Consider the following 25,561-nt stretch of genomic DNA (forward strand, 5'->3'; position numbering starts at 1 on the left):
CTTGCTTAAACTTGCAGAATGGGCTACATTATTTGTAAACTTAACTTACTCAAGACACACCAAGGGAGTGTTTGTATGCAAGTCACAATCAATGGCAAAGATGAAAAATTGTTTGGTAATCCTCCGGAAGTTGGCGAACAGCTTCCAAAATTTAAATTAGAAAACGCTGAAGGAAATAAAGTAAAGACGGCTGATATTATTGGCCGAATTACTTTAATTTCATCTGTTCCAGATATTGATACACCGGTTTGTTCATTGGAAACAAGAAAATTCAACCAGGAAGCCGATAAATATCCGGATGCGCGCTTTTTAACGATTTCAAACAATACGCTTGAGCAGCAAAAGGATTGGTGTGCTGCTCAAGGAGTTCGTAATTTGCAATTGTTATCAGATGAGAGTCTGTCTTTTGGGTACGCAATGAAATTGTATATGCCAAATTTTGGTGCACTGGCTAGAACAATTTTTATTGTTGATAAAACAGGTAAAATTGTTTATCGACAAATTGTACCAGAAATAACGGATGAACCTGACTATCAAGATGCCTTGTCAGCTTTGGAAAAATTGGCAAAGCGTATTGACGATTAGCAGATTGTTGAGTAAGATTAGAATTAAATTAAAGCATTGATCAAGAGAGTAACCAACCGTTGCGTTTCAGAAAGAGAATTGATAATGGAAAATTCTTACGCTTTGTTGGGTGAAAGTAACTTGTGAGCTACTCGTTCAAAAATTTGAGAGCGGGTCGGTACTATCTGACCGTTATCAGGATACTGAGTGGGGTTGAAATATATCCAATTTAGGTGGTACCGCGAAGCACTTCGTCCTAATCGTATTTATTGGGATGAAGTGTTTTTATTTTACATACAAGAAGGGAGAAACATCATGTCAGAAAAAGACACAAAAGCGTCAACACAAAACACCGAAATGTCGACGAAATATGATCCGACGGCCATTGAAAATGGCAGATATAATGAATGGCTTCAAGAAGGCGTATTTAGACCAAGTGGGGATAAGAAGGCAAAACCTTTTTCAATTGTTTTACCGCCTCCAAATGTCACTGGTAAGCTTCATTTAGGCCACGCTTGGGATACAACACTCCAAGATATGATTATTCGCAAGAAGCGTATGGAGGGATATGACACTCTTTGGCTGCCCGGAATGGATCATGCCGGGATTGCAACCCAGGCAAAAGTTGAAGCTAAACTTCGTGAACAGGGGATCTCCCGTTATGATTTGGGACGAGAGAAGTTTGTCGAAAAAGTTTGGGAATGGAAAGATACATTTGCTGCCACTATTAAAGAACAGTGGGCAAAGCTTGGTCTTTCGCTGGATTATGAACGTGAACGTTTTACGCTGGACAAAGGATTGTCAAAAGCTGTTCGTCGAGTATTCGTTGATCTTTACAACAAAGGCCTGATTTATCGTGGAGAATATATTATCAATTGGGATCCTCAAGCCCGAACGGCGCTTTCTGATATTGAGGTTATCCATAAGGATGATAAGGGTGCATTTTATCACGTTAAATACCCGTTTACAGATGGGACAAAGTTTAATGGAAACGATTATATCGAGATTGCAACGACACGTCCTGAAACGATGATGGGGGATACTGCAGTTGCTGTTAATCCTAGTGATGAACGTTATAAGTCAATTGTAGGCAAAAAGGTTCTTGTACCACTTGTTAATCGGGAAGTTCCAATTATTGCTGATCAGTACGTTGATCCTGAAGAAGGTACTGGTATGGTAAAAATTACACCTGCCCATGATCCAAATGACTTTAAAGTTGGAAATCGGCACAATCTTGAGCGGATTAATACGATGAATCCGGATGCAACGATGAATGAAAAAGCTGGCAAGTATCAAGGCATGGATCGCTTTGAAGCTAGAAAAGCAATGGTGAAGGATTTACAGGATCAAGGCTTGATTTTAAGTATTGAACCCATTGTCCACTCTGTTGGTCATTCCGAAAGAACCGGCGTTCAAGTAGAAGCACGGTTATCAACACAATGGTTTGTTAAAATGAAGCCATTGGCTGAACAAGCTGTGAAAAATCAAGATACAGATGATAAAGTTAGCTTCTTTCCACCCCGTTTTGAAGAGACATTTACCCAGTGGATGGATAATGTTCACGATTGGGTTATTTCCCGTCAGCTTTGGTGGGGACATCAGATTCCAGCATGGTATAACAAAGACACTGGTGAAACTTATGTTGGAATGGAAGCCCCGAAAGATGCCGAAAATTGGGAACAAGATCCCGATGTGCTTGACACATGGTTCTCTTCAGCACTATGGCCGTTTTCAACGATGGGCTGGCCGGATGATACTGATGACATGAAGCGATACTTCCCAACGGATACCTTGGTAACCGGCTATGATATCATTTTCTTCTGGGTATCACGTATGATTTTCCAGAGTCTCGAGTTTACACATCGCCGACCATTTAAAGATGTCCTACTTCATGGTCTGATTCGTGATTCACAAGGACGTAAAATGTCCAAGTCGTTGGGGAACGGAATCGATCCAATGGATGTCATTGATAAATATGGAGCTGATGCCCTCAGATGGTTCTTGTCAGTTGGTGGAACACCTGGTCAAGATTTAAAATTCAGTTATGATAAGATGGATTCTGCTTGGAATTTTATTAACAAAATTTGGAATGCCAGTCGTTACGTTATTATGAATTTGGATGGCATTGAAAAGCCGAAATTACCTGATAAATCTGAGTGGCAGTTATCTGATAAGTGGATTTTAAGTCGATTAAACACAACGATTTCTGAAGTATCTGAACTTTTCGATAAGTATAATTTTGGAGAAGCAGACCGAAAACTGTACGACTTCATTTGGAATGACTTCTGTGATTGGTATATCGAAATGAGTAAGGAAGCTTTGACTGGTGATAATGAGAAGCTGAAGAAAAACACTCAAAATGTTTTAGCTTATGTTTTGGATAAAATCTTAAGATTATTACAGCCAATTATGCCATTTGTAACAGAGTATCTTTGGCAGAAGATGCCTCATGAAGGAAAGTCACTTGTAACAGCAGAATATCCAGTTTCGAATCAACAATTTGACAATCCGACTGCTGAACATGAAATGCAATCGTTGATTGATTTGATTAAGGCTGTCAGAAACATTAGAAATGAGGCAAATGCCCCCCTTTCATCACCAATTGATATGTTGGTTCAAACTGAGAATCCAACATTGAAACAAATTTTTGAAACAAATCGTGATTATATTGATCGATTCTGTCACACGCAGGAATTAACAATAGGCGACAAAGTTAACGCACCTAAATTATCAATGTCTGCTGTTATCACGGACGCTACCATTTATGTTCCTTTGGCCGAACTGGTTGATTTAAATGAAGAAAAAGATCGGGTTCAAAAGGATATTGATAAATTTGAATCTGAAGTGGTTCGTTCTACCAAAAAACTAGCTAATACAAGATTTGTTGACAATGCGCCAGAAGCGGTTGTCAATGAGGAACGACAGAAAAAAGACGATTATCAGTCAAAACTTGATGCTGCTAAGGATCGACTTCAACAGGTGACTAGTGAGTTATAAGGATAAATAATTAAGTACATGATTTTGAGGGGACCAGAGCATTTTATTACTTTGCTCGTGGTTCCCTCGTTTTGTGAGGAGCAATTGATAATGACGATTGAAACGTATGATCAAGCTTTGGCATTTATTCATGGCAGGACTAAATTTAAAAAGATCCCGACACTCAAAAGGATGCGTCGGTTTTTGGATGAACTCGGATCACCGGACAAAAGGATAAAAGCCATTCATATCGCTGGTACAAATGGGAAGGGATCAACGCTTGCTTTTTTGAGAAACATTTTGCAGGAAGACGGTCTAAAAGTCGGCAGTTTTACATCACCCTTTCTAATCCGATTTAATGAACGGATTAGTGTTAACGGTAAGCCAATTTCCGATAATGACATTTTACGGCTAACTAACATTGTTTATCCAGTCGTTGCTAAATTGGATGATGCTTTACTTGAGGGTGGGCCTACAGAATTTGAAATTATCACTGCCATGATGTTTGAATATTTTTCAGAAGGCCATGCGGATATTGTCCTTGTGGAAGTTGGGCTTGGCGGTTTGTTGGATTCAACCAATGTGATGACCCCTGAATTATCTGTTATTACGACAATTGGTTGGGATCATATGCATATTCTAGGGGATACGTTGCCCAAGATTGCCTATCAAAAAGCAGGGATTATTAAGCCCAAGGTTCCTGTAGTTGTTGGTAAAATACCTGAGGCGCCGCTAAAAGTAATTGAACATACAGCCTCCGGGAAGAAAAGCCCAATGACGATTTTAGGTAAACAGTTTACAGTGAACAACTTGGGAATGATTGATTGGGAACAACACTTTTCTTTTAAGTCTGATCATGACGAGTTTAATGACCTTTCAACCGGGTTGATTGGTGACTATCAAACTGATAATGCAGCACTAGCCATTCAGGCCTATCTGAATTATTGCCAACTAAGCAGCAGACCAGTTAATCATAACAGTGTTATTGCAGGTATTAAGCAAACGAAGTGGGGCGGTCGTTTTGAAAGAATTAACGATCATCCTACAATTGTCATTGATGGTGCTCACAACATTTCAGCCGTAGATGAAATTGTAGATCTATTGGAATCAAATTTTTCTAAAGGAAAAATATATGTGTTAATGGGCATTTTAGCTGATAAGCAAGCCGAAAAAATGGTTGAAAAGATGGCAACGGTTAAAAATGTTTCAATCATTTTGACAAGCTTTAATGGACCAGGTAAGCGTAACGCGGCCGATCCGCAAGTACTTGAAGAGCAAGTGGATTCAAAAGAAAGAAAGAAAACCGTAACGGATGTTATTGATGATTGGCAAACAGCGATTGATACGATTCAAAAAAAACTTATGACAGATGATATGCTGTTAATTACCGGATCACTGTATTTTATTTCGGATGTTCGCAAGTATTTATTGGCGTCTTTGAACTAAATTTCAAATAATATCTTAAATCATTCTTTCATTCCTTGGATTTAGTTCATTTTTACGTCTGTTATGATATACTTATTTCGTTAAACAATAATTAATTTATAAAATAACATCAAAAGCGAAATCAACATGATAAAGCGATGAAGGGATGGATAACGTGTTCGGACTTGGGGAAAAAAACATAGGAATTGACCTTGGAACAGCTAACACAATTGTTTACGTTGAAGGAAAAGGTATTGTCCTTCGTGAACCGTCGGTTGTTGCCAAGAGTACTAAAAACGGTGATATTATTGCCGTGGGAGAAGAAGCCCGTGCCATGATTGGCCGGACCCCTGCCAGCATTAATGCTGTCAGACCAATGAAGGACGGCGTAATTGCAGACTATGATACAACTGTTGCAATGATGAAGTATTTCATTGAAAAAGCATTGGGACATTCATCGGGTAAACCATATGTTATGGTTTGCGTTCCAACGGGAATTACCGCTGTTGAAAAGCGTGCAGTAATCGATGCAACCCGTGTTGCGGGTGCTCGTGACGCTTACGTTATAGAGGAACCATTCGCTGCTGCGATTGGAGCCGGTTTACCGGTTATGGATCCAACGGGGAGTATGGTTGTTGACATTGGTGGTGGTACTACTGATGTTGCAACAATCTCACTTGGTGGTATTGTTTCAAGCCGTTCTGTCAGAATGGCCGGTGATAAGCTCAACGAATCAATCGCTCAGTATGTCCGTCAAAAATATAACTTATTGATTGGTGAAAGAACTGCTGAACAACTAAAGATTGACATTGGATCAGCTTCTCCGAAAGCTGCTAAGGATATTGAGGCTGTTCCTGTTCGAGGGCGTGATCTTGTTACAGGCCTGCCAACAACGGTTCAAGTGACTGGGTCTGATGTTAACGAAGCTATTAATGAATCCGTTGCTGAGATCATTGCGACAATTAAAGAAACATTGGAAGAAACATCTCCTGAAATTGCTGCCGATGTCATTGATCATGGAATTGTACTCACAGGTGGCGGTGCGTTACTTCGAAACATTACAGATGTGATTGCTGAAGCCACTCAGGTGCCGGTTTCAATTGCCGCCGATCCACTTGACTGTGTGGCAATTGGTACAGGAGAATCACTGAAAAGTATCAATGTTATGAAGAAAAAACAATAAACAATTAACAATTTTACCTGAATCACTTAAAGATTTAGGTAATTTATGAAACGGATGGAGGCAATTATGCAAAAATTTTTCTCCAGTCGAAAACTTGTCATTGTTATTGTATGTTTGATCATTAGCTTTGGCTTAATGTCAGTTTCAGTTGCATTTAGAAACAATCGAAATACACCACCGCTTGTTCAACAGTTCGGCAACGACATTGTTGGATTTGCCGACCGGGTTGTTGCCGTTCCAATGAATGGTATCCACCATGGATTTATTTCGATTAATAATCTTTTGAATACGTATCAGGAAAATCAAAAGCTTAAGTCAAAGGTTGATCAGCTTGCACAAACACAGGTTAAAGATCAAGTTTTAGAGCGAGAAAACAAACAACTGAAGCGTCAGCTTAATGTTGGAAGCACATTAACAGGTTACGAAAAAATCAATGCGGCTGTTATTACTAGGACACCCTCATCTTGGGCAAGCCAAATTATTATTAATAAAGGTCAAGCTGCCGGTGTTAAGAAAAACATGCCGGTTATTGCCGGACCTGGTTTAATTGGAACTGTTGCTGAGGTTAATAAGACCAACAGTAAAGTTGTCTTAATTTCTAATACCGCAGAAAATTCGAACCGGTTTGCTATCCAGATTGTTGGCGAAGCGTCAAAGATAGTTAATGGTATTATCACTTCATATGATTCTCAAAGTAATCGTATCATCATGGGTAACATCACCTCGAAAGCCAAACTTTCCAAAGGTGGCCGAGTCACAACCAGTGGGCTGGGCGGCATCATTCCTAAGGGTATTTATGTTGGAACCGTGTCAAAAATTGCAGAAGATGACTATGGATTGGCCAAAAAAGTTTACATCAAGCCGGCAGCTAACTTGAACGACATCGAAGTCGTTTCGGTTGCTGTTCGAAATTGATAGGGGGTTGTTCTGTTGAGACGAAGAATTCCTATCACAGTTATTTTTGTTGTCGGTCAATTTATTGCTTTCTTCCTAGATGGGTCAATAAGTCAAATCTTGTCGGGAACGTTATATAGGTATCCTAATTCTTTAGTTCCTGCATTGACATTGCTATGGTTAGTACTAGCAGTCTTCTTTGGTGATCGTAAGAAACTGCATTTAGGGATCTGGGCTGCTGTAATCGGCTTTATCTTTGATATGTACTACACAGGTTTATTAGGAGTCTATGTATTCATTTTTCCACTGGTAATTTATCTTTGCCAAAGTGTTTACCAAATGTTACCGCCAAACTTTATGAGCGGTTTTTTGGTTTATTTTTTGGGGATTACAGTATGGACCACTCTTGGGTTTATTGCGAATGCGTTTATCGGGCAGACATCTTCATCTCTCGCCCAATACTTGGTCAACACGTTAGCACCGACTCTGGCAATTAACCTTGTATTCATGGCACTAGCCTATTTTCCAGTGGCCTCATTGTATAGGAGTCATAGGCGGTAAAAAGGGGAGTCGTATATGCAAGATGCAGCTGTATTGAAAGGTACAAATGATGGTTACGAGATAATTTTAGATGATGAGGCTGATTTGGGTGATATTTATACGTCACTAAGAAGTTTGCTTGAGAAGCTTAGAACTCAGACTGCTTCTACTCATCCTCAACCAATTTCCTTTGATATCCAAACTGGTCTGAGACTTTTGTCAGCCGGTAATCGTTCAGAAATTGAAAAGATTTTTTCTGACTTTCAGCTTTTCTCAGTCCACAAAATTACGTCAGATGTGATGACTAAAGAAGAGTCAAATCGAATTCTAGATCAGGAAACGGTTCACGTGGTTGATCGCATCATTCGAAACGGACAAGAGGTTCACGTTCAGGGAGATGTGGTGTTTCTCGGCATTATTCATGAGGGCGGTAAGCTTTTTGTAGGCGGAAATATTTACGTTCTTGGCGATGTTCATGGCGTCATTCAAGCGGGATTCCCTGATTTGGAAGATAAAATGATTATTGGGGATGTACATAACGCGCAACAAGTCCGGATTGGTGAACAATACGAGATTCTTGACGATACCAACCAGAAGATTACAGAAAACTCGGTTGTATATGTGAATGATTTGCACGTCTTAGACTATGGAAAAGTTGAAGATCTTAAACAAATTAACCCAAAGTTCTTTAATCAGATAGGAGGAGTCATCAATGGGTAAAGCATACGTCATTACTTCAGGAAAAGGTGGAGTTGGAAAAACGACTTCTTCAGCTAATATTGGTACTGCCCTCGCCATGCTTGGAAAAAAAGTTTGCTTGATGGATTTAGATATTGGTCTACGAAATTTGGATGTTGTTCTTGGACTGGATAATCGAATTATGTATGATATTGTTGATGTTGCATCAGGAAGGGCCAGTCTTGGGCAAGCACTAGTTAAGGACAAACGGTTTGATGATTTATTATACCTTCTTCCTGCTGCCCAGAATACTGATAAGACGGCGTTAACTCAAGATCAGGTTGTTCAGATTGTTAACGAGATAAAGCCGGATTTTGATTATGTTCTGATTGATTGTCCTGCTGGCATCGAACAGGGATTTATGAACGCCATTGCGGGCGCTGATAGTGCCATTATTGTCACAACTCCCGAAATTTCTGCAGTAAGGGATGCTGATCGAGTGGTTGGATTGCTTGAGCAACATCCGCTTCAAGAAGAACCACACTTGATTATTAATCGAATTAGGACTCATATGATGAAAGACGGTTCTGTGATGGACGTTGATGAGATTACCCATCATTTAGGCGTAGAATTACTAGGCATTGTATTTGATGATGATGCTGTTATTACAACGTCAAATCAAGGTGAACCAGTGGTTCTTCAGGCTGATAATCCGGCTGGTCAAGGGTATCGGGATATTGCCAGACGTCTTGAAGGTGAATCGGTTCCCCTAATGCAGATGACAGATGAAGTTCATCCCTCATTTTGGAAAAAAATTGGTAATTGGTTCAAAAAGGGGTAAATACTGCTTGACGGATGACGATTTTCCGATTATCATTGTTACCATAAATTAAGGAAATATAAAAGACTATGATCAGAATAGTAAACCATGTTAAATTTCAGAAAGCTCATGATGATGGGAAATGGGTATTTGAATGGTTTGCGTCACATCTGGGAGTCATTTTCCTGAATGAAGTAGGGAAAAGCGGTGAGCACGTTATTGCTGAAGTTTAGTTTTCTAAACTCGTTGAGACTTTTCATATGAATGGAAAGTGAAGCTGAGGTGGAACCGCGATTAATAATCGTCCTCTTAAGTCATTAGACTTAAGAGGCTTTTTTGTATAGAAAATTAAACTTCATGAGGTAGTAAATGTGAATTTACTACAAATTGGGGTGGAACCGCGAAAACTATCGTCCTCTTGAGTCTATTAATAACTCAAGGGGATTTTTTTTATGGAGGGATGTCAAAATGATTCAATATATCGAGCAAATTTTACCGGCACTGTTGTCAGGAACAAAAATGACCTTGTCAATTTTCTTTTGGACGTTAATTTGTTCAATTCCGTTAGGAGCGGTTTTAGCCTTAGGATTAGTCAGTAAATTTAAGCCATTAGTTTGGTTGTTAAATCTGTATGATTGGTTAATGCGAGGCACACCACTGCTACTACAATTAATTTTTGTGTTTTATGGATTACCTGTTATTGGTATTATATTTGAACGTTATGACGCGGCCTTATTTGCATTCATTTTAAACTATACAGCATATTTTGCAGAGATTTTTAGAGGGGGATTTCAATCAGTACCGCGAGGGCAATTTGAAAGTGCCTGTGTGTTACGGTTATCCTATGGTCAAACGATCCGAAAAATTATTATTCCTCAAGTGTTTAAAATCGTTTTACCGTCAATTGGCAATGAGGTCATTAATTTGGTTAAGGATTCATCATTGGTTTACGTTATCGGGTTGGGAGATCTTTTAAGAGCCGGAAACGTAGCAACAGCCAGAGATGTTACATTGCTGCCACTTGTACTTGTTGGCATTATTTATCTGGCATTAACCGCTATTTGTACGATCGTGCTAAAGGTGATTGAAAAACGTTCAAGTGTTTGGAGATAAGGGGGTATTGACATGTTGGAGATAAGGAACCTAACGAAAAAATTTGGTAGTAAAACAGTTATCAATAACCTGTCTATGACGGTTAACGATAACGAAATTATGGCGATTGTCGGCCCCTCTGGTGCTGGGAAGACAACTTTGCTTAGATGTATTACGGGCCTTGAAAGAGTTAATAGTGGTGCTTTTTATTGGGATGGTAAACAATTTGATCCTACAAATCCGGATAAAGGTGACACGATTATCGGTGTTGTTTTTCAAGATTATCAATTGTTTCCAAATTTAACGGTGATGGGAAATATTACATTAGCACCAACAATGGTTAAAAAAGAATCAAAGAGTCAAGTAACTGAAAATGCAATGACACTTTTAAAGCGTTTGGGTTTGGAAGGAAAAGAGACATTATATCCGTATCAACTTTCTGGTGGACAAAAGCAACGAGTTGCTATTGTCCGTGCACTTGCAATGAATCCAAAAATTCTTTGTTATGATGAACCGACTTCGGCCCTTGACCCGGCACTTCGAGATGAAGTGGCTCAGATTATTTTGGATCTAAAAAAACAAGAAATGACACAAATAGTGGTTACTCATGATATGGAATTTGCGAAGCATGTAGCAGATGATATTAAGCGAGTCGAACAAATCCAATAGAGAGAAGGATTAACATGCAAAAAGTTGTAAAAAAATGCCCGTTAGTCATCGTTACCCTTCTGCTAATGTTTGTATTATCCGGCTGTCGCTTTGAATCAAGGCAAAAAATGGAAACAAATCCAGATACCTGGTCAATTGTTTCCAAACAAAAGAAAATTGTTATCGGTTTAGACGATGGTTTTGTTCCAATGGGTTTTGAAACTAAAAGTGGCAAAATCGTTGGTTACGATGTTGATTTGGCTAAGGCGGTTTTTAAGCAATACGGCATTAAAGTAAATTTCCAACCAATTGATTGGTCAATGAATGTGACTGAACTGCGGAATGGAACAATTGATTTAATTTGGAATGGGTTTTCTATGAATCCTCAAAGGGCAAAGAAGGTCACCTTCAGCGAACCCTATTTGGTTAATAAACAGGTATTGATTTCTAAGGAAAAAAATCATATTAATAGTTTTGCGGATATGAAAAATAGAGTTGCCGGTGTTCAAGCTGGATCTGCCGGGGCAATGGATATTGATTCACAGCCAAAGCTATTAAAGGATCGAATTAAAAATCACACTCCTATTCTTTATGATTCATTTACAGAAGCATTTATTGACTTAAATTCAGATCGAATTCAAGGATTATTAATCGATAGTATTTATGCGGGGTACTATATTGGGCACCAAAAAGATCGGGCAACATATCAAAGCGTTCCAAGTCAATTTCCTAAAGAGTATTATGGTGTTGGAATGAGAAAGGGAGATACTAAACTTAAGCAGAAAATTGATGCTGGTTTAAATCGACTGGCTAAAGATGGTCAACTTGCAAAGATTAATAAGAAATGGTTTGGAACCAATGCTTACAGTCCCTTGATGAAAAAATAATGACAGCAATGGCTATTTTTGAGTTTGAACAATCGGAATTTGTTCAAACTCTTTTTAGTTATATATTGAGATTTCGATGATTTTACATTAAGATGAAAATTGTGACTAATTGAGGAGGAAAACTATTGAATATTCAGATTGCACAAGGTGTCGATTTAAAAATAATTCAGACTAGTCAGTTTAAAAATAATACGATCGTATTTAATTTTAGCATACCATCCAATTATAAAAATTTTGCTAAATTAGCATTGTTAGCGGATCTTTTAGAAAATGCATCGTTAAAATTTCCCAGTGAGATGCTCGTTTCACGTAAATTATCTGAGATGTTTGGCGCTAGTTATGGCGTTACGGTTCTTCGTTATGGAAATCAGCATACGCTAAGAATTAGGTTAACTTTCCCCAATAACCATTATTTACCTCACAAGGAGGATTTACTAAATGACGCGATGGCTTTTCTTCGGGAAATGATTGAACGGCCCTTTGCAAAAAACGATCAATTTGACGCCCATTATTTTAAAATACATCAAACAAATTTAATGAGCTATCTGGACTCGATTTCAGATAACAAGGAATTCTATTCAACTCTTCAACTTCAAAAATTGTATTATGCAAATGACCTTAATCAAGGGACCTATTTACTCGGCAATATTGACAGCATTCGAGAGCTTAATGCAAGTGATCTATACAACTTCTATCGGGCGTTTATTCAGCAGGCTACTGTTACTGTTATTGTGGCCGGGCAGATAGATCAGGCACAGGTGGTCTCTCGATTAAAATCCTTTTCAACATTAAGTGATCGAAATGATTTAGGACTTAAGCTGTTTATTGAACCTGAGCTTCCAAAAGTTCCTCGTGAAAAAACGACTGTCTTTCCGGGATCCCAATCCCTGCTCAACATTGGTTATCGCTTGCCTATCTACTTTGGCGATGATTCATATTTTGCTGCGAACGTATTCAACCAGATCTTTGGAGCGTCAACCAGATCCTTGCTATTTACAAATGTCCGTGAGAAGGCTAGTTTAGCCTATGATATTCATAGTAGTTATAATTCGTTTTCAGGAATGCTGAGCGTTCAGGCTGGAATTGAATTTAAAAATCTTAGCCAAGTCATTCAAACAACGGATGAGCAATTGACTGCAACTGCAGATATGGCTTATCCTGAAAGTCTGCTGGTTGGTGTCAAAAAATCAATGATCAATCAACATCGATCTCAGTCGGATTATTTATCAACTTTGGCTGAGCGACAATATGTGCGTCAAATCTCAGGCGTAGCGTTTGGTGATAGCCAATGGGAACAATTAGTCAATGACGTTACAAAGAAGGATGTTGCCGAGGTTGCAAAACGGGTCCAGTATCAGGCACGATATATTCTTCAAAGCCAGGGGGACAATGATGAAAACAATTGATTATGCTTCGTTTAATGAACAACTTTTTGTTGAAAAACTGGAGAATGGACTAACGGTTTATTTACAACCAAAAAAAGGATTTGAAAAATCAATTGCCATATTGGGTGTCAATTATGGATCAGTTGATACGGATTTTAGTATTAACGGGACACCGGTCAGTCAACCTGCCGGTATTGCACATTTTATCGAGCACAAAATGTTTGATAAAAAGGATTATGATGTTTTTGAATTATTCAATAAGACCGGTGCTTCTGCCAACGCTTATACAAGTTTTACGAAGACAAACTATTTGTTCTCAACTACTGAAGACTTAAGGGATAATTTGCTTATCCTGCTTGATTTTGTTCAAAAGCCATATTTTACGACTGAGAAAATTGAGCGTGAAAAGGGCATTATTGATCAAGAAATTAATATGTATTTAAATGATCCTGATAATCGAATCTATTTCCAGACAATTCAAGATCTTTATCCTCAATCACCATTATCCGAAGACATTGCCGGGACAGTTGATAGCGTTTCTAAAATTACTTTGGCTGATGTCCAAAGGGCATATGAAACGTTTTATCGTCCGGATAATATGTCATTGTTTATCACCGGTAGGGTTAATCCTGAAGAGACGCTTTCATGGATCAAAGAGAATCAACGTCAAAAGTCGTGGTCGGTTCCAGCAGTCATTGAGCGGAACCTTGTTTTTCCAACGGTTGCTAATGATAAGATAAATAAATATCAAATGGCGATCTCTCGACCCAAAGCGTCCATTGGCATTAGAGGGAATGATTCGGTTCCCCGCGGTCGAGAGGGATTGGCATATGAAATTGCCATTTCCCTAGTATTAGATTTATTTTTTAGTGAAACTGCCGAAGATTATACGCAACTGTATCAGGACGGTGTTCTTGACGATTCATTTTCTTGGGAATTTGAAAATGAGCGTGGCTTTCACTTTGCCATTCTGAATGGTGATACAAATAAACCACAAGATTTTATAGATAAATTGTTAAAAATCATTCGACAAATCCCAAAGAAATTGTCTGGTATGTCGAGTGAATTTGAACTACAAAAAAAGGAATTGTTGGGAAATTATATTGAAATGATGGATTCAGAAGAGGCAATCAGTGGGCAATTTGATGGATTTTTAAGTGAACCACTGACAATTTATGATGAGGTTGGTATTTTGGATTCCTTAACGCTGGAACAGACGGTTGCGTTTGCCGAGCAATATTTTGATTCGGCATCTATTCAATCTGAAATTATTCAAGCAAACGACTAACTTATACTTTCTTTAAAATAACTTGGCTGATTCATATGATATACTGAAAACAGATGATCAATTAATTTTAATGGAGAAATGAGAATGAACGACGAAAAAGATAATTTAACGATTGGTAAGAAGTTACATGATGCCCGAGTTGCAAAGGGCTATACACTAGATGATCTACAAAAAAATACGAAAATTCAGAAACGTTATCTGATTGCGATCGAAGATAATGACTTTGATTCGCTTCCCGGTGAATTTTATGTCCGTGCATTTGTTAAACAGTATGCGGATTCTGTTGGGTTGAATGGCAATGAACTATTGTCTCAATTTGATACTAAATTACCAGACACAGAAGATCCGGAATATGTGAACCGAGTTAACAGTGATAATCCCAAAACTCGATCGGCACAACGTCAGGTAGATCAACGGAATGAAAAAATCAGAAGATATATTCCGGTGGCTTCAGTGTCAGTGGTGGTTCTGGTAATTTTAATTGCAATTTGGGTCGCTGCTGCTCACAGTACACGAGATACATCTAAAACTCAGATTGAGACAAGTAAAGTTTCCGTATCAGGAAACAAGAGCTCAAAAGCCAGTTCTTCCAGTTCAAGTTCAGCAGCAAAAAAGAATACTAAGAAAAAGGCCGCAACAAAGAAGTTAGTATTCAAAAAGCTGACTGAATCCGGCAGCAACGTTACTTATCAAGTAACCGGGGCTTCAAGTAAACCCAAAATAAAAATTGCGACAACCGGGTCCGGTAGCGCTTGGACTTCCGTTAGTGCTAATGGGTCAACGCTTTGGCAAGCAGCTCAAGCCGGTGGGAAGTCGCACACTGTTACGTTACCAAGCAGTGTTTCAACAGCAACCATTAATACTGGTAACGCACCTCAAACTGTTATTTATGTTTCAGGAAAACGGCTTAAGCTTTCCGATCCAAGTGATGGCAGCTCAAATCAAGTGCGTGTTGTGACTCTTCAATTTGGAAAATCAGGTTCGACCACCAGTACATCAAGTTCTTCAACAACTGATAGCAGCACAACTGGTACAACCGGTTCGTCAACTACCGGTTCCACAGAAGGGACATCGTCAACTACAGGAACTAATGGTACGACTGGTAATACAACTACCGGTACAACAACGGGGTCAACTACTGGCTACTAGTTTTAATCTGTTGGAGGGAATTTGATGAATTTACCTAATAAACTTACGATTTTTCGAATTATTTTAATTCCGTTTTTTATTTTAATATTGGCTGTTCCAATTCTTTCAGGGAGTACGGTTGTTGCTGGCACGGTTATCAGCTATACACGCTGGTTGGCAGCATTAATTTTTATTGTTGCTTCTGCAACAGATTTTCTTGATGGTCAAATAGCTCGAAGACGGCATTTGGTCACTAATTTTGGAAAATTTGCCGATCCGATGGCTGATAAAATGTTAGTGATGACAGCATTTATCTTTTTGGTTGAATTGAACGAAGCACCGGCATGGGTTATTACAATAATTGTTTGCCGTGAATTGGCAGTTACGGGACTAAGATTAATCATTGTTGAGAATGATGGTAAGGTTGTTGCAGCTGCATGGCCGGGGAAAATTAAAACGACTACTCAAATGCTGGCAATTATTTTTTTGCTGTTGAATAATATTTTCTTTGATGCAATTAATTTTCCGTTTGCACAAGTCATGCTGTACATTTGCCTGTTCTTTACAATTTATTCAGGGATTGACTATTTTGTTCAAAATCGGTCGGTGTTTGCAGATTCATTTTAAAAATGTCAAAATAAAGGGGTTGGGACAAAAAGCTTATTTTTGCCCAACCTCTCTTTTACGATGGTTTTAACTTTGACTTAAAATCTGTATTAGTTGGTCGTCCATGATTATTTAATTAAATTAACCAATTACTCACACTAAATCGACCAAATAACCTGACTTAGTCGTCATTACTCTTTTTGTACTAATAATCAATAATGTTGAAATAAGATCATTTGTTTTTCGTATATAATTATTGAAAGGGGTAGGTAAAATTGTCACTTGAACAAAAACTGGTTGAGCAATTATTGAAGAAGCATATTACAATTACTGCTGCAGAAAGTCTAACTGCTGGGCTGTTTCAGAGCACATTGGGGAATGTTTCCGGTGTTTCAAAGGTTTTTGAAGGGGGATTTGTCACGTATTCTGATAAAGTTAAGGAACAGTTGCTACATGTTCCTCACGATGTTATTGCTGAAAACAGTGTTGTTAGTGAACCAACGGCTATCTGGATGGCAGATCAAGCAAGACGAATCATGGATAAAGACTTAGCGGTTTCCTTCACGGGGGTTGCCGGTCCAGATGCCTTGGAAGGCAATCCTGTCGGAACGGTTTGGATCGGAATTGCTTTTGGGGCACAAATTAGTTATGCTAAAAAATTCCAGTTTGAAGGATTACGTAATCAAATTCGTGAAGCTGCCGTTGAGGCTGGATTAAAAATGGCATTATCCGCTATTACGAGTGACAAATAAGTTAGAACTTTTGTTCGCTTTTTTGTTGCTTTTTCGACCAAATGTTTGTATAGTAAGTGAGTAATCTTTTCAATTTAGAAAAGTGGGAGGAATTTCATGGCTGACCAAAGAAAAGTTGCCTTGGATAAGGCGCTAAAAAGTATTGAAAAAGAATTCGGTAAGGGTTCAATTATGCGTATGGGTGATAAGGCCGATACACAAATTTCAACAATTCCAACTGGTTCCCTGGCTTTGGATGAAGCACTTGGGGTTGGTGGCTATCCGCGTGGCCGAATCGTTGAGGTTTACGGCCCGGAAAGTTCGGGTAAAACAACCGTTGCTTTACACGCGGTTGCGGAAGTTCAAAAGCGTGGTGGAACGGCCGCTTATATTGATGCCGAAAATGCACTTGATCCAGTTTATGCAACTCATCTTGGTGTTAATATTGATGATCTGTTATTATCACAACCGGATACTGGCGAACAGGGTCTCCAAATTACCGATACCTTGGTCACCAGTGGTGCAATTGATATTGTTGTAATTGATTCAGTTGCTGCGTTGGTTCCACGTGCGGAAATCGAAGGTGAAATGGGCGATACCCACGTTGGCCTTCAAGCTCGTTTGATGTCCCAAGCGTTAAGAAAATTGTCGGGTACGATTAGTAAAACAAAGACAATCGCAATTTTTATTAATCAGATTCGTGAAAAAGTCGGTGTCATGTTTGGAAATCCCGAAACAACACCTGGCGGTCGTGCGCTAAAATTTTACGCGACAATTAGGCTCGAAATTCGACGAGCTGAACAAATTAAAAATGGCACTAATATTATTGGTAATCGTGTTCGGATTAAAGTTGTCAAGAACAAGGTTGCACCGCCATTTAAACGTGCAGAAGTCGATATCATGTATGGTAAAGGTATTTCCCAGTCCGGTGAGTTGGTTGATATGGCTGTTGATAAAGATATTATTGATAAGTCCGGCTCTTGGTATTCATATGGTGAGGAACGAATTGGCCAGGGGCGTGAAAATGCTAAGGGCTATTTGGAAGAACACCAAGATATGTACAAAGAGGTCGAGAGAAAAGTCCGTGATGCTTATGGCATACCAGACGATGCGGATACTGGCAACTCGACTAAAGATAGTTCAAATGATGATAAGGGTACAAATAAAAAAACAAGCGACAAAAAGACTGAAAAACCTGTCAAAACTGCCGATTCCAACTCAAAATCAGTCGATAATATTGATTTAAATATTGGAAAATAAAATTATAAACAATTTTTTGAAGATTGGATTCCTTCCCTGCAAGAGAAGCGTACCCAATCTTCTTTTTTCTTAAACCGTTGGTAATACAGGCATTATTACGACTCATGTATTTGATTTAACCGCTTTGGTTATTCTAATTAATCGGTTAATAATTTGTTGTATATAGCAATCAATTATTAGCCTGCAATAAGATGATTGACACTGCCCTCAACAAACATTAAAATTAAGGTTGTGTCAATAATCAAATAACATCTTATAATTGGTTTAGAAAAAAATCATTTTTATGATGATTTGGAGGTGAAGCCATGAGTATGGCTGGAATAATCCTCGCAATCATCGCTATTATTGTTGTTGGTTTTGTTGGTATTCTAAGTTTTCTAATCGGGAAGTCTGCACAGAAAAAGATCCAAAAAGCAAAGCTGGAGGATGCAAAGGGCTCTGTTAAATCAATTTTGGCTGATGCAAATAAGCAAGCTGAAACTGTTATTAAGGAAGCTACTTTGTCTGCTCAGGAAAAGAATCACCGCTACCGTTCAAAGATCGAAAAAGAATTAAAGCAACGGCGTGCGGAAATTCAAAAGCAAGAGGATCGGCTGCTGCAACGAGAGGAAGCTCTTGATCGAAAGGATAGCACTTTCGAGCGACGCGAAAATAGTCTAAATCGCAAAGAGCAGAAGATTAACCATGAACAACAGAATTTAGTTACACAACAAGAAAAAGCAAACTCACTTATTGAAGCACGTCAGACAGAAGTTGAACGGGTTGCGGGGCTTACTCAAGATGAGGCTCGCAATGTCATCTTAAAGGAAACCAGTGATCAATTGGCTGAAGAAAAAGCCAGAATGGTCAAGGAGAGTTATTATCAAGCTCAATCGGAAGCTGATAAAAACGCAAAGGACTTAATTGTTGAAGCAATTCAGCAAAGTTCTGCTGATGTCGTTTCTGAAACGACAGTTTCGGTCGTCAGTCTTCCAAACGAAGACATGAAAGGTCGAATTATCGGACGGGAAGGTCGAAATATCCGCACATTTGAGACGCTTACAGGAATTGATCTAATCATTGATGATACACCTGAAGCTGTTGTATTAAGCGGTTTCGATCCGATTCGTCGCGAAGTCGCCAAGATGACGCTTGAAAAATTAATCAAGGATGGCCGAATTCATCCAGCTCGCATTGAAGAGATGGTTGATAAGAGTCGAAAGGAACTTGATGAACGTATTCACGAAATCGGCGAAGAAACGCTTTTTGATCTGGGCATTCATTCAATGAGTCCCGAAATGATTAAAATGGTCGGCAGAATGAACTTTAAGATCTATCAAGGTCAGAACCTACTGGCCCATTCAACAGAAGTTGCAAAGCTTTCTGGGGCGTTTGCTTCAGAATTAGGTGAGGATGTTACTTTAGCTAAACGCGCAGGATTATTACACGATATCGGAAAGGCTGTTAATAATGGTGTTGTTCAAGGCTCGCACGTTCAAGTGGGCGTTGACCTCGCTAAAAAGTATCATGAAAGTCCAGTTGTAATTGACACAATTCAAGGTTATGAAGATGAGCATCAGCCGAAATACATTATTTCGGAATTGGTAGCAGTTGCTGAAAAAATTGCGATTTCTCGTCCTGGTGCACATAGCGAATCACTTGAGAGCTTTGTTCACCGTTTGGATAGTCTTGAAAAAATTACGGACGGCTTTGACGATGTACAAAAGAGTTACGCAATTCAAGCAGGAAGAGAAATCCGTGTCATTGCCAAACCCGACAATATCACTGACACGCAGGCGATAGTGCTTGCTAGAAGGATTAAACAAAAGATTGAAACTGAGATGAAATACCCTGGTCACATTAAAGTGACAGTTATCAGAGAAATTCGTTCAGTCGAATATGCAAAGTAAAAGATCAGGCTATCTGGTCTTTTTTCTTTTATAATAGATAATGTTAGAATTGTTTAAATACAAATATTAGAAAGTGTAGGATGATCTAATGCGAGTTCTTTTTATTGGGGATGTAGTTGGGGACAAAGGCGTTTCGATGATTGAAACCTATTTGCCTAAAATTAAGCAAGATGTAAAACCACAAGTAACGGTTGTGAATGGAGAAAATGCAACGCCTGTCGGCCGTGGCATTAGTCAAAGTATTTATAAACGTTTAATGAGTTACGGTGTTGACGTTGTGACGTTAGGCAACCATGCCTGGAGTAATAGTGAAATCCTAGACTTTATTGACGATACAAATCGGTTAATCAGACCGTATAATTTCCCGAAGAATGTTACACCCGGAAAGGGATATACATTGATTAACGTAAATGGCAAACAACTAGCCGTTCTAAACTTTCAAGGTCGCGTTTTTATGGATAATTTGGACGATCCTTTTTCCTTAGCAAACGATTTAGTAAACAAACTTAATAAAACAACAAATTGTATTTTTATGGATTTTCATGCTGAAGCTACTAGTGAAAAATTGGCAATGGCTAGATATCTTGATGGAAAAGTGTCGGCTGTTGTCGGCACTCATACACATGTTCAAACGAATGATGCTCGAATTTTGCCACAAAAAACAGCATTTTTAACAGATGTAGGTATGACTGGACCGGCCGATGGCATGCTGGGCATGCAACCGGATAGTGTCATTTCAAGATTTTTAAATCAACGTCCAGCCAGATTTCAAGTATTGGAAACAGGCCGTGGCATTCTTTCCGGTTGTGTGATTGATATTGATGATAAAAGTGGTCACGCAACGTCAATCAAAACGATTCTTTATACGGATGATCAGGTGATTGACTAAAGAAGCTGCTTTTATTAGCGAATAAACAAAACATAGTATAAAATGAATTTATTTCATGGTCTTTAAGGGGCGTTACAATTGGCAAAAACACAAACAACACCAATGATGGTGCAATATCAAAAAATTAAAGATCAATATCCTGATGCATTCTTATTTTATCGATTAGGAGATTTTTATGAACTGTTTAATGATGATGCAATCAAGGGATCACAGTTATTGGAATTGACATTGACTAATCGTTCTCGGAATGCTGAAAATCCGGTTCCAATGTGTGGCGTTCCACATAAAGCAGCTCAAAACTATATTGATATTTTGGTGGATCAGGGATATAAAGTTGCTATTTGCGAACAGATGGAAGATCCAAGGTTAACCAAAGGAATGGTCAAGCGAGCGGTTATCCAGCTTGTGACGCCTGGAACGCAGGTTGATGTCGGCAGTCAAAATGCAAAGAGTAATAATTATTTAACGGCGGTCACTTATGATCAAGATAATCGAGCGTTTGGCTTTTCTTATGCAGATCTTTCAACAGGTGAGCTGAAAGTTGCTAAATTGGATACACAGGCTGAATTGATTAATGAGCTCGTGTCACTTCAAACTAAGGAAACGGTTGTTGGTAGCCGTTTTCCAAAAACAATTCTTGAAACTATTCAAAAATTAGGAATTTTGATTTCTCACCAAGAAGCGTTACCGATCAATGCGTCTGTCAGTTACCTAAGTCAAGACGTTGATAAGGAGCCTCTGAAGCAAGTTGTTAAGATGCTGCTGGATTATATTCAAACAACTCAGAAACGCAGCCTACAGCATTTAAAACGTGCTGTCGTGTACGAGCCGTCGGACTTCCTTGAACTGGACCACAACTCACAATATAATTTGGAATTGACACGAAATATCAGGACCGGCAAAAAGGGCGGTACACTTCTTTGGCTGCTTGATCAAACTAAAACGGCAATGGGCGGTAGAAAGTTAAAGCAATGGATAGAAAGACCATTGGTAAACAAATCAAAAATTTCCGAACGACAGGATGCGGTTGGCGTTTTACTTGACCATTATTATGAACGCAGTCAGCTTCAAGATGAATTAATTAAGGTTTATGATCTGGAACGGTTAGCTGGACGAATTGCATTTGGCAGTGTTAATGGCCGCGACTTAATTCAATTAAAAACGTCACTTCAGCAAGTTCCAAAAATTAAATACATTCTTGAACAGATTGCTGATAATAGTTTTAAAGATATGCTGAAAGACTTGATACCACTGGATGATATTGTAGATGAAATCTCTCGATCAATTATTGAACAACCTCCAATATCAGTGACCGATGGCGGTGTTATTAAAGATGGATTCGATGATCAGCTTGATAAGTATCGTGATGCTTCAAACAATGGTCAAAAATGGCTTGCAGAGCTTGAGGCAAAAGAACGTCAAGTTACGGGCATTAATAATTTAAAAGTTGGTTTTAACCATGTCTTCGGATATTATATCGAGGTAACGAAGGTCAATTTAAATAAGATGCCTGAAAATCGTTACCAACGTAAACAAACGTTGGCGAATGCCGAACGGTTTTCAACTCCCGAGTTAAAGGAAAAAGAAGCATTAATTCTTGAGGCTCAAGAGCAAAGCAAGACGTTGGAATATAAACTATTTGTCCGGATTCGTGATGATATCAAAAAATCGATTAAACGAATTCAAGCATTGGCCGATGCTGTTGCTTCAATTGATGTTCTTCAAAGTTTTGCCAACGTTAGTGAAGAATACCGGTTTATCAGGCCAACATTGACTAATGATCATCGGGTTAAAGTAATTGATGGTCGGCATCCAGTCGTTGAAAAGGTGCTTGGTCATCAACAATACGTACCTAATAATGTTGACATGGGAGAAGACACCAGTGTGTTACTTATCACCGGTCCAAACATGTCTGGGAAGAGTACGTATATGCGTCAGATGGCGCTTTGTGTCATTATGAATCAAATGGGGTGCTTTGTACCTGCCAAAAAGGCGACCCTACCGGTTTTTGATAAAATATTTACACGAATTGGTGCGGCTGATGATCTTATTTCCGGTCAAAGCACGTTCATGGTTGAGATGAAAGAAGCCAATGATGCTATTGAAAATGCCACACCAAACAGTTTGATTTTATTCGACGAAATTGGTCGAGGAACAGCTACTTATGACGGAATGGCACTTGCCCAGGCAATTATTGAGTATGTTCATAATAATATCGGTGCCAAAACGCTATTTTCAACTCATTATCATGAACTAACCAGTTTGGATGAATCTTTAAAACAACTTCAGAACGTACATGTTGGTGCAACTGAATCAAATGGGGAACTTGTCTTTCTCCATAAAATTCAACCGGGACCAGCGGATAAATCATATGGTATTCATGTTGCCAAGTTGGCCGGCTTACCAAATGGATTATTAAAACGTGCCAATCACATTTTAACTGACTTGGAAAAGAAAGATGACCAACCCGATAAGATCAATGCAACACCATCTAAGCAAAACCATGACGAACGTGTTAAAACTAAACAAGCGGGAGAAGAAGAGCAGCAGATCTCATTATTTCCTATGGAGCAGATAGATGATAACCAGGAAGAGGTTGTTGCCCAACTCAAGAACCTGGATTTAATGTCAAAAACACCAATGCAAATAATGAATCAGGTTTATAAATGGCAGCAGAAGATAAACAGAGAGTAAGGTGGTCGATTTGAAACGAATTCATGAATTACCAGCCATACTTGCAAACCAAATTTCGGCAGGAGAAGTGGTCGAACGGCCAGCTTCCGTTGTTAAGGAATTAGTTGAAAATGCGATTGACGCTCACAGTACCGAAATAGATATAACAGTTGAGGATTCCGGACTAAAGGTCATTAAGGTTGTGGATGATGGTGATGGGATTGATAGTTCTCAGGTTCAAACTGCTTTTTTGCGTCATGCAACCAGCAAAATTACAGAACAGCGGGATCTTTTTCGAGTACGGACACTTGGATTCCGTGGTGAGGCACTGCCCAGCATTAGTTCGGTATCGAATGTTGAGCTGAAAACGTCAACCGGGTCTGTTGGAACAGAAGTTGTCTTCAAGGGTGGCAAATTTATTTCACAGCAGGCTTCTGAATCAAGAAAAGGGACTACTGTGATTGTCAGTTCTTTGTTCTATAACACACCCGCCAGGCTAAAATATTTAAGTTCTCCCAATACAGAGCTTTCCAAAATTTCTGATATTGTGAATCGACTGGCTTTAAGCCATCCCGAAGTTTCGTTTTCATTTATCAGTAATGGCCGTGAACTTCTTCGAACATCCGGCAGGGGAGACCTGCTTCAGGTTTTAGGCGCGATTTATGGCGTAAAAACCGTTTCGAAAATGCAGCCCATTAAATCAAAGACCCCTGATATTTCGATTGATGGTTATGTCAGTTTACCGGAGTTGACCCGTTCAAGTCGAAATTACATTTCATTGATTTTAAACGGTCGCTATGTTCGAAATTTTCCACTGACTAAGTCTGTTATCAACGGATATGGATCCAAACTGATGATTGGGCGTTTTCCAATTGCGGTTGTTAATATTAGTGCAGATCCTGCATTAATAGACGTAAATGTTCATCCAACCAAGCAGGAGGTTCGAATTAGTGAAGAACCAAAAATAGGCGGTATGCTTTCCAATGCTATTAGGGAAATGCTGGCAGATAAACAATTGATTCCTGATGCAACAAGAGATTTCAAAAAGTCATTTGCACCCAGTGATCAGTCGATCAACTATTCGAAATCAGTCATTCAATCGATACCGGAAGAACAACCTTTGTTTGCTGTGAATTCAAAACCTGTTGTTTCAACAAAGCAGCAAAATGAAGTTGATCCAATTGTGATCAAGAACCGCGACGATTTGCAAAGCCCAAGGGTAGCTAAATTGGATTCATTGTTGTCCTCTGAAGCTTCATCGGTACCAGTGTTTGATGAGAGCGGCTTTGGGGTAACTGCTAAAGTCCAACCAAAGAACCCTGTTCAGGTAACCAAACCGGAACAGGAGGAACTGGTGGTTGAAACCGGTTTTCCAGATCTTCAGTATATTGGTCAGATTCACGGTACCTACTTAGTCGCTGAAACGCCTAATAATATGTATTTAATTGATCAACACGCAGCACAAGAACGAATCAATTATGAATATTATAGACAGGCAATTGGTGAGGTAGGTCGTGCGCAGCAAAAACTGTTGGTTCCGATCGTTTTGGACTATTCAACTTCTGATTTCTTATTAGTGAATGAAAAGATTCCCCTGCTTAATGAGCTCGGCATTCATCTTGAACAATTTGGGCAAAACAGTTTTATTATCCGTGAACATCCAATGTGGTTCAAGGCCGGTCAGGAAGAATCAACCATTAAAGAAATGGTCGATTGGATCTTGTCTGATCATCGATTGTCAGTTGCAGCTTTCAGGGAAAAAACCGCTATTATGATGAGTTGTAAACGGGCCATCAAGGCAAATCATCATCTTGACGAACGGCAGGCCAAGGCACTTCTAGCAAAGTTACCTGAATGCGAAAACCCTTATAATTGCCCACATGGACGTCCAACGTTGGTTAAATTTACAAATGAAGATATTGAAAAAATGTTCAAACGAATTCAGGATCCTCACCATACTGATGAAGAAATATTATAATTTAGTGTCGAGTCTGGTGCCAACTTA

The 25,561-nt window shown here is 39.0% G+C and carries 21 protein-coding genes and 2 other annotated features; all 21 genes read left to right on the forward strand.

Translation table 11 applies throughout. From position 1 onward, the window contains the following. Positions 1-75: 75 nt before the first annotated feature. The 21 genes from tpx (at position 76) to mutL (ending at position 25,534) form a co-directional block, all read left to right on the forward strand. Positions 76-585 carry a thiol peroxidase gene (gene tpx / locus HMPREF0519_RS04755; RefSeq protein WP_035444741.1) on the forward strand — a complete coding sequence of 170 codons (510 nt, stop codon included), beginning with the start codon at positions 76-78 and terminating at the stop codon, positions 583-585. Between the two features lie 27 nt (positions 586-612). Then, positions 613-826: a binding site (T-box leader), on the forward strand. A gap of 53 nt (positions 827-879) precedes the next feature. Beyond that, a complete protein-coding gene (locus tag HMPREF0519_RS04760) occupies positions 880-3,561 on the forward strand; it encodes a valine--tRNA ligase (RefSeq protein WP_003635092.1) in 2,682 nt (893 codons plus the stop codon). Positions 3,562-3,579: 18 nt separating this feature from the next. Next, on the forward strand, positions 3,580-4,986 hold the full coding sequence (locus tag HMPREF0519_RS04765) for a bifunctional folylpolyglutamate synthase/dihydrofolate synthase (protein WP_003559965.1): 1,407 nt from the start codon (positions 3,580-3,582) through the stop codon (positions 4,984-4,986). A gap of 145 nt (positions 4,987-5,131) precedes the next feature. Beyond that, a complete protein-coding gene (locus tag HMPREF0519_RS04770) occupies positions 5,132-6,148 on the forward strand; it encodes a rod shape-determining protein (protein WP_003553637.1) in 1,017 nt (338 codons plus the stop codon). 45 nt (positions 6,149-6,193) lie between these two features. Further along, positions 6,194-7,063, forward strand: coding sequence for a rod shape-determining protein MreC (mreC, locus tag HMPREF0519_RS04775; RefSeq protein WP_003635094.1), 870 nt, complete (start codon positions 6,194-6,196; stop codon positions 7,061-7,063). A gap of 15 nt (positions 7,064-7,078) precedes the next feature. Then, positions 7,079-7,603, forward strand: a complete 525-nt coding sequence (gene mreD / locus HMPREF0519_RS04780) for a rod shape-determining protein MreD (RefSeq protein ID WP_003559969.1) — start codon at positions 7,079-7,081, stop codon at positions 7,601-7,603. 15 nt (positions 7,604-7,618) lie between these two features. Further along, positions 7,619-8,302: a septum site-determining protein MinC gene (locus tag HMPREF0519_RS04785; RefSeq protein ID WP_003553643.1), complete on the forward strand. Its 684-nt coding sequence runs from the start codon at positions 7,619-7,621 to the stop codon at positions 8,300-8,302. Then, positions 8,295-9,101, forward strand: coding sequence for a septum site-determining protein MinD (gene minD, locus HMPREF0519_RS04790; protein ID WP_003553645.1), 807 nt, complete (start codon positions 8,295-8,297; stop codon positions 9,099-9,101). The genes HMPREF0519_RS04785 and minD overlap by 8 nt, the downstream gene beginning before the upstream one ends. A gap of 59 nt (positions 9,102-9,160) precedes the next feature. Beyond that, positions 9,161-9,392: a binding site (T-box leader), on the forward strand. A 156-nt stretch (positions 9,393-9,548) separates the two neighbouring features. Next, positions 9,549-10,193, forward strand: a complete 645-nt coding sequence (locus tag HMPREF0519_RS04795; RefSeq protein WP_003635096.1) for an amino acid ABC transporter permease — start codon at positions 9,549-9,551, stop codon at positions 10,191-10,193. Positions 10,194-10,205: 12 nt separating this feature from the next. Then, on the forward strand, positions 10,206-10,841 hold the full coding sequence (locus HMPREF0519_RS04800) for an amino acid ABC transporter ATP-binding protein (RefSeq protein WP_004561363.1): 636 nt from the start codon (positions 10,206-10,208) through the stop codon (positions 10,839-10,841). Between the two features lie 14 nt (positions 10,842-10,855). Further along, positions 10,856-11,707, forward strand: coding sequence for an amino acid ABC transporter substrate-binding protein (locus tag HMPREF0519_RS04805; protein WP_004561365.1), 852 nt, complete (start codon positions 10,856-10,858; stop codon positions 11,705-11,707). Between the two features lie 125 nt (positions 11,708-11,832). After that, complete coding sequence (gene yfmF / locus HMPREF0519_RS04810; protein ID WP_004561367.1) at positions 11,833-13,113, forward strand: EF-P 5-aminopentanol modification-associated protein YfmF; 1,281 nt, start codon at positions 11,833-11,835, stop codon at positions 13,111-13,113. After that, complete coding sequence (gene yfmH, locus HMPREF0519_RS04815; protein WP_004561369.1) at positions 13,097-14,380, forward strand: EF-P 5-aminopentanol modification-associated protein YfmH; 1,284 nt, start codon at positions 13,097-13,099, stop codon at positions 14,378-14,380. The genes yfmF and yfmH overlap by 17 nt, the downstream gene beginning before the upstream one ends. 84 nt (positions 14,381-14,464) lie before the next feature. Further along, a complete protein-coding gene (locus HMPREF0519_RS04820; RefSeq protein WP_004561370.1) occupies positions 14,465-15,529 on the forward strand; it encodes a helix-turn-helix domain-containing protein in 1,065 nt (354 codons plus the stop codon). 24 nt (positions 15,530-15,553) lie between these two features. Then, a complete protein-coding gene (pgsA, locus tag HMPREF0519_RS04825) occupies positions 15,554-16,135 on the forward strand; it encodes a CDP-diacylglycerol--glycerol-3-phosphate 3-phosphatidyltransferase (RefSeq protein ID WP_003553659.1) in 582 nt (193 codons plus the stop codon). Between the two features lie 254 nt (positions 16,136-16,389). Beyond that, positions 16,390-16,866, forward strand: coding sequence for a CinA family protein (locus HMPREF0519_RS04830; protein WP_003553661.1), 477 nt, complete (start codon positions 16,390-16,392; stop codon positions 16,864-16,866). Positions 16,867-16,962: 96 nt separating this feature from the next. Continuing rightward, positions 16,963-18,105: a recombinase RecA gene (gene recA / locus HMPREF0519_RS04835; protein WP_004561373.1), complete on the forward strand. Its 1,143-nt coding sequence runs from the start codon at positions 16,963-16,965 to the stop codon at positions 18,103-18,105. A 305-nt stretch (positions 18,106-18,410) separates the two neighbouring features. Next, the gene (rny, locus tag HMPREF0519_RS04840) at positions 18,411-19,994 is read left to right on the forward strand and encodes a ribonuclease Y (protein WP_040472712.1); all 1,584 of its coding nucleotides are present in this window, start codon (positions 18,411-18,413) and stop codon (positions 19,992-19,994) included. 88 nt (positions 19,995-20,082) lie between these two features. Next, positions 20,083-20,883 carry a TIGR00282 family metallophosphoesterase gene (locus HMPREF0519_RS04845; protein WP_004561377.1) on the forward strand — a complete coding sequence of 267 codons (801 nt, stop codon included), beginning with the start codon at positions 20,083-20,085 and terminating at the stop codon, positions 20,881-20,883. Positions 20,884-20,961: 78 nt separating this feature from the next. After that, positions 20,962-23,577, forward strand: coding sequence for a DNA mismatch repair protein MutS (gene mutS / locus HMPREF0519_RS04850; protein ID WP_040472713.1), 2,616 nt, complete (start codon positions 20,962-20,964; stop codon positions 23,575-23,577). A gap of 1 nt (position 23,578) precedes the next feature. Continuing rightward, positions 23,579-25,534, forward strand: coding sequence for a DNA mismatch repair endonuclease MutL (gene mutL, locus HMPREF0519_RS04855; protein ID WP_004561381.1), 1,956 nt, complete (start codon positions 23,579-23,581; stop codon positions 25,532-25,534). Positions 25,535-25,561 lie beyond the last annotated feature (27 nt).

It is taken from the genome of Lentilactobacillus hilgardii DSM 20176 = ATCC 8290, assembly GCF_000159315.1.
Lineage (GTDB): Bacteria > Bacillota > Bacilli > Lactobacillales > Lactobacillaceae > Lentilactobacillus > Lentilactobacillus hilgardii.